Source organism: Nocardioides nematodiphilus, assembly GCF_020216525.1.
GTDB lineage: Bacteria > Actinomycetota > Actinomycetes > Propionibacteriales > Nocardioidaceae > Nocardioides > Nocardioides nematodiphilus.
The window spans coordinates 22,435-28,610 of sequence record NZ_JAIWOY010000017.1 but is presented as its reverse complement, the minus strand read 5'-3'; the positions used below and the strand labels follow the sequence as shown (position 1 = coordinate 28,610).

Sequence of the window (6,176 nt, the reverse complement as noted above, 5' to 3'; positions counted from 1 at the left end):
CGTCTACGTCCAAGCCAGGGACGATCTTGGCGACCGCGCTACACCACTATCGGGGACTCAACTGTGTCACCCGTGCCACAGTGTCAGCGATCTTGAACAACAAGCTGTGGGCGGAGTGATGGACGCCAATTCAGATGCTTGTCCAAAGCCGACTAAGCAGCGACATTCAAGCAAGTACAAGGCCCTAGCCCATCTGGAAGCTATGGATCGGGACAAGGGACTAGATCCATCACTGCGGGCGTACAAGTGCGGGGACCACTGGCACATCGGTCATCAGGAGAGCAGCTTCGCCCGAAGGATGCGCAGAGTCCTGAGGGGTTGATCCACCTACTCCAGGACCCGAAGCAACTACAGGCAGCCCCGGTTCAGTGACTCCATCCACTGAATTGGGGCTGTCCCATCTCCCGATGACATCACTGAGTCCTGGTGATGGAGCCAGGGCCATACGGATGGAGACCGTGATGGAGACCAACTATGAGACGACCGAGGCGCTTGACGCCCGACGAGCTGGACGCGTTGATAGCGGCGCTCATCGAGACAGCGCTGTACGCACTGATCGTCATCGCCCTCATAGCGGCTATGTGGTTCTCAGCCCAGCCGTCACGCTGATCCTGGTGACGATGCTGATGCTGATCCCGCTGCTCATCACGTTCGCACCAGCACCGAGCCAGGTGATCTAAGCAGCTCGGAGGGGTTCTCCACCGATCGGAAAAAATCCCCGAGGTCAGCATCCCCAAGGTTGTCGGCAACACCGACGCCCTTGGGGATGCGTCGTCTTTGCGTCCATCACTCAACGCCCAGCTCCGATCACCAGGACATGAAGCGATGGAGTGGCAGAGCAGTAGCTGAGGCCAGGGCCTACGTGGCCAGGGTCCATCTACCAGGACCGTGCGGCAGGTGCGGAGTACACATCGACCAGGAGCCAGCAGACGGCTGGGTAGTGGGGCACATCAAGTCCAGGGCCACACACCCTGAGCTGACGTGGGAGCCCAGCAACTGGCGGGCCGAGTGCCGTCCCTGCTCGGACTCCAGTGGTCAGGCCACCGTCATCGAGAAGGCCAAGGCCGAGGCAGTGCAGGCGTACGTACAGCAGCAACAGGCCGAGCTGTACGTACAGCAAAGCGGTACTCACGAGGCTGCATACGAAAACGGTACTCACGAGTGTGCACAGGAAACGGGTACTCACGAGTGCGTACAGCAGCCGTACGTACAGCCGGTTTTTCCCGGTGCGCACACCGCCTCGCAGTCGCCGCCTCTTCCTGTCTCTCTCCCCGGAGCCCAGACCCAGCCAGATGTCATCCGGGAAGAGCTGACATGGGCCGACTTCACCCAGAATCCACCGGCCTGGTGCCTGCCTCTGCCAACGGATCAGGAGATGTCGCCCCCCAGGGCCATGACGCCGGTTCACCCGGACGCGGTGGGGAGCTACGGACCCTCAGCCTGCGACTGGATCGAGAACCAGTTTGGTCAGCAGCTCCGTCCTTGGCAGCGGCTGGCGATCTGCCGAGCGCTGGAGCATCGAGCTGACGGATCCCTGTGCTGGAAGACGGTGATCCTGTCCGCCTCCAGGAGGTCCGGAAAGTCCATCGTGCTGCGTGGGCTCGCGTGCTGGCGCATGCAGTTCGGGATCTTCCACTTCGGTGAGCCAACCGAGATCGTGCACACCGGCAACGACCTGGCCATCGTCCGGGAGGTCCAGCGCACTGCCTGGCCGTGGGCTACCGAGACCGGCTGGACCGTCGCCAGGGCCAACGGCAAGGAGGCCATCGAGAACACCGACTTCGGGGACCGGTGGCTTGCCCGCGCCAAGACGGCGGTCTACGGCTACAGCCCCAACATGTGCTTCGCCGATGAGGCCTGGGACATCAACCCCGACGTGGTGGACGACGGTCTAACTCCGTCGCTGCTGGAGCGCTCCAGCCCACAGCTATGGCTGGTCTCCACGGCTCACCGCAGGGCCACCAGCCTGATGCGCAAGCGGATCTCCGCAGCCCTGGCAGAGGACGACGGCTCCACGCTGCTCCTGTGGTGGGGAGCTGGCGCTGATGCAGACCCAGGAGACGAGAACACCTGGAGGGCAGCCAGCCCGCACTGGACCCAGGACCGCCTGGAGACGATGCGCGCCAAGTACGCCACCGCCGTAGCTGGCGAAGAGGATCCCGAGGCCGACGACCTGGACCCGATGGAGGGCTTCAAGGCGCAGTACCTGAACCAGTGGCAGCTCCGAGAGCGCAAGCGCGCCAAGGGTGAGCCGGTCATCGATGAGGATGCCTGGGAAGGCCTGGCGGCCTCTCCGCAGAATCAGACGCCCGTCTCAATCGCTATCGAGTCGCAGGGTGACTCGGTGTCGGTGGCCTGCGCCTGGCAGCTCGCTGAGGGTCCGGTCCTGGTGTCGGTGAGCGAGGTGCCTACGTTGGCTGCTGCTGCTGCTCAGATCCGGGCGCTCGAGTACCGGGGACGCATCACCGTGGGGCTGAGCTTGAAGAAGGATCCAGCGTTCGCCGGCCTGCGTCTCAACGATGGCAAGGGACGTGCTGTCCAGGCCATCCAGGACGTGGCCCAGCTCCTGCGTGAAGGCCAGTTACGTCACGACGGCGGGGAGCACCTGAGCGGCCAGATCCTCGGTGCCAGGACGCTGCTCTCACCCGATGGGATCCGGCTGGTGAGCGCTGTACGTACTGACGCCATCAAGGCCGCGAGCTGGGCGGTGCAGGCAGCCAGGAAGCCAGCTAAGGCCAGGCGCGGATTCATCCTGCCCAGCTCAGTCAGCGCCTAGCTTCTTCTTGGCCTTCACCCCGGTCTCCGCCAGGTCCTCACGCAGCAGTGAGCGCACACCCAACAGAACCTCGTGTGCAGCCGCAACGTCGTAGTCGTCCTTATTCATCGATCCGAATGCTGAAATCAGCTCGCTGAAGCGCGGATAGCGCGACCTATCAACTAGCAGGTACGAGGCGTTCAGCGAAGCGTTGTACTCCAAGATGTGTCGTACGTCGTCGTTCTGCGCGCCGCGACCGAGCGACTTGATGGCGTCGAGATACCTCATGCTCGCCACGAGCTTCGTGTACTCCGCGTACTTCTTCTCCTTAATCCAGTTCACGTGCTCCCGCTGCGCCTGGTGCCGCTCATTGCGGACACTGACCCAAGCCGCGACTAGCCCGGAGATGATCGCGCCGAGTCCGCCCGCCGCAGCGATGACGATCAGCGCGACGGTCGAAACCTGATTCGTGTTTCCCACGGCCTGAAGGTAGCGCCTCACAGCGGCGAGTGAATCGACTCCAGACGCACGTCGAAAAGCTGCACGTGGGATTCGTGAAGCAGCTCTTCAGCGGCAAGCCGGATCCGGTGCTGTCCTCGGCGCTGGTTCCGGATCGCATCATCACGCCCAGGTTCGCGGTCGACATCGACTCTGGCGTCCTCTACGGGACGCCGAGCCTGGACGACTTCATCTATGGCCGGGCCAACATCGCCAAGGCCGAGCTGCTGAGCGTCCCTGCGGTGAAGCGAGCTCGCGATCTCATCTGCTCCGAGATCGGGAAGTTCCCGCTGAAGGTCTACGACCCCAACGGTCGCGTGGCCACCAACTTCTCGCCCAACATCATCGGCCAGCAGGAGGCCGGGGTCACCAGCGCCAAGACCATCACGCAGACGGTCGAGGACATGTTGCTCAGCGAGCGCGCCTGGTGGAAGGTCACCGCGATGGGCTGGCACGGCAAGCCCGCTGAGGTACGCCGCCTGGACCCGGAGTCGGTCACCGTTCAGCCCAAGCTGGAGAGCTACTCCGAGGGCTCGGTCATGGTCTGGCCCGAGGTTCCTGGGCTGATCCGCTTCGACTCTCCGTCCCAGGGCCTGCTGAGCGCATCGCCTGCCATCAGGGCCTGCATCGCTCTCAACCGGCTCGCTCTCCAGCGCCTGGACGGCACGCCTGCGGTGGACTACTTCACCGTTGATGGCGACGTTGACCCGTTCGACGATGACACCGATGCCCAGGAGTTCCTGAACCGCTGGCGCGACGCACGCCGAGCTGGTCAGACCGGCATCATCCCGAGCGGCCTCAGCTACCAGAGCAACAACATCGACCCGGACAAGCTCCAGCTCAACGAGGCTCGGCAGTTCGCGGTCCTGGAGGTCGCACGGCTGACCGGCATCGACGCCGAGGACCTGAGCGTCAGCACGACCTCGCGTACGTACGCCAACATGCAGGACCGTCGTCGCGAGCGCGTCGAGTCCGTCCTGGGTCCGTACATGACCGCCATCGAGTCGCGGCTGTCCATGCCCGACGTGACGCCGCAGGGCTACACCGTCGCCTTCGACACCAGCTCCTATCTGCGAGCTGACGACCTCACCGCAGCCCAGGCCGACCAGGTGCTCATCGCGTCCGGCGTGCTAACAGCCAACGAGGCGCGCGCCAAGCGCGGCCTGGATCCCATCGACCAGCCCGCAGCTCCCGCGCTGCCTGCGTCCACCCAGGAGAACGCCAATGCCTGACCTCATCACGTTCGAAGCTGCGGACTTCGCTGCCGACTCGGGCAGCCGGACCCTCTCGGGAGTCCTGCTGCCGTTCAACGCGATCTCTCGTCCAGCTCGCGATCCCCGCAGCGGCAAGGTCGGGCGCTTCACCTTCGGTGAGGGCTCGGTGACGCTCCCGGAGCCCGGCGACGTGGTCCTGAATTACGGGCACGACGGTCAGTCGCTCGCCTCGCAGGTCGGCATCGCCACGGCGCTGAGCCTGGAGTCTGACGGCGTCCACGCCACCTTCCGCATCGCCCGCACGCCCGAGGGCGATCGCGTCCTGGCTCTGGCCGAGGACCGCATCCTGCGCGCCTTCAGCGCCGAGATGGAGGGCGAGTTCGACGCCCCAGACGCCCAGGGCATCCAGCGCGCCAAGGCCACCACGGTGACCGGCGCTGCCGTCGTCCCGAAGCCCGCGTTCGTGGACGCACACATCACAGCCGTGGCGGCATCCGCCGTCCCCGAGAAGGAGAACGAAATGATTGAGAAGACCACCGAGGTCGAGGCCCCAGCGGTCTCCTTCTCGGACGCCGATGCCAAGGCGCTCGCCGAGCGTGTGGACGGCCTGGACAAGCAGCTCAAGGAGCTGGCTGACATCAAGGTCCCGGTTGCCGGTGCCCCGCAGTTCCAGGTTGTCGAGGAGCCCATCTACCGCTTTGAGGGCACCGAGACCGCGCCCTCTGGCTACGACTTCGCCACGGACCTTCTGGCCGCTGGCAAGGACGGCGACCAGGCTGCCCTGGCTCGCATCCAGAAGTTCACCGCCGAGAACCTGAGCCCGCACTTCGTCACCACGGCCAACGTGGTCCAGGCGAACCAGCCGACCTACCGGCCTGAGCTGTTCGTCGGCCAGGCCCCGGTTCCGGCGAGCCCGCTCTACGACTTCTTCTACAAGGGCGCGCTGAGCAACGTGACGCCTTTCTACTGGAGCAAGCTCGACCGCGCCGCGACCACGGTGAACGTCCACGACCACACCGAGGGCGTGGAGCCGACCGCCGACAACCTGGCGACCGCGACGGGCACGACCGTCACGCCGCAGGCCGTCTCGGGCAAGGTCCACATCACCCGCGAGGTCGCTGACCAGGGCGGCAACCCACAGGTCTCCGCGCTGGTGTGGAGCGAGTTCCAGCGCTCACTCTCCATCGCCCTGGAGACCAAGACCGCTGCGCTCATCAACGCCTCTATGGCCAGCGTCTCGGCGCTCGCCACCATCGCCACCGGCACCAGTGGCATCAACGCCGGTCTGGCTGTCGAGTCGGGCCTGGTGGATCTCCAGTTCCTGCCGGACGGCTTCCGTTTCGAGCGGGCCTTCGGTCACGTGGACCTCTACAAGGCGCTCGCCACTGCGGCCAACGCCAACGGCGAGAAGATCTACCCAATCCTCAACCCGACCAACCGCGACGGCCAGGCGACGAGCAAGTTCGCGAGCCTCCAGATCGCTGGCTACCCGATGTTCCCGACTGCGTCGCTCGGCGCCACTGGTGCTGGTGCCAACAACAGCATCGTGGCCGACCCCAACGCGGTCCACGTGTGGAACAGCGGCCTCCAGCGTCTCGACAAGCTGCGCGAGGACGTGGAGGGCTGGGACATGGGCGTCTTCGCCTACTTCGCTGGCGTCGTCTACGACGTGACCGGTCTTCGCAAGATCACCTACACCAAGTGATTGG

The 6,176-nt window shown here is 65.0% G+C and carries 5 protein-coding genes; 4 read left to right on the top strand and 1 reads right to left on the bottom strand.

Annotated elements, in window-relative coordinates:
• Positions 1-461 precede the first annotated feature (461 nt).
• Both KSO98_RS18175 and KSO98_RS18170 read left to right on the top strand, forming a co-directional pair.
• Positions 462-680 (top strand): hypothetical protein, encoded by a 219-nt coding sequence (locus tag KSO98_RS18175; RefSeq protein ID WP_225287170.1) that lies wholly within the window; start codon positions 462-464, stop codon positions 678-680.
• Positions 681-940: 260 nt separating this feature from the next.
• On the top strand, positions 941-2,776 hold the full coding sequence (locus KSO98_RS18170; protein ID WP_225287169.1) for a terminase large subunit domain-containing protein: 1,836 nt from the start codon (positions 941-943) through the stop codon (positions 2,774-2,776).
• Here KSO98_RS18170 and KSO98_RS18165 read toward each other — a convergent pair.
• Positions 2,762-3,256 (bottom strand): hypothetical protein, encoded by a 495-nt coding sequence (locus KSO98_RS18165; RefSeq protein WP_225287168.1) that lies wholly within the window; start codon positions 3,254-3,256, stop codon positions 2,762-2,764. The two genes, KSO98_RS18170 and KSO98_RS18165, sit on opposite strands and share 15 nt — an antisense overlap.
• 44 nt (positions 3,257-3,300) lie before the next feature.
• Between KSO98_RS18165 and KSO98_RS18160 the strand changes: the two genes are divergently transcribed.
• Positions 3,301-4,485 (top strand): phage portal protein, encoded by a 1,185-nt coding sequence (locus KSO98_RS18160; protein WP_225287167.1) that lies wholly within the window; start codon positions 3,301-3,303, stop codon positions 4,483-4,485.
• Positions 4,478-6,172, top strand: a complete 1,695-nt coding sequence (locus KSO98_RS18155; protein ID WP_225287166.1) for a hypothetical protein — start codon at positions 4,478-4,480, stop codon at positions 6,170-6,172. Before KSO98_RS18160 ends, KSO98_RS18155 begins: the two co-directional genes overlap by 8 nt.
• Positions 6,173-6,176: the final 4 nt, after the last annotated feature.

Coding starts and splice junctions, on each gene's coding strand:
- KSO98_RS18175 (WP_225287170.1), top strand. CDS start 462: ATGGAGACCAACTATGAGACGACCGAGGCGCTTGACGCCCGACGAGCT.
- KSO98_RS18155 (WP_225287166.1), top strand. CDS start 4,478: ATGCCTGACCTCATCACGTTCGAAGCTGCGGACTTCGCTGCCGACTCG.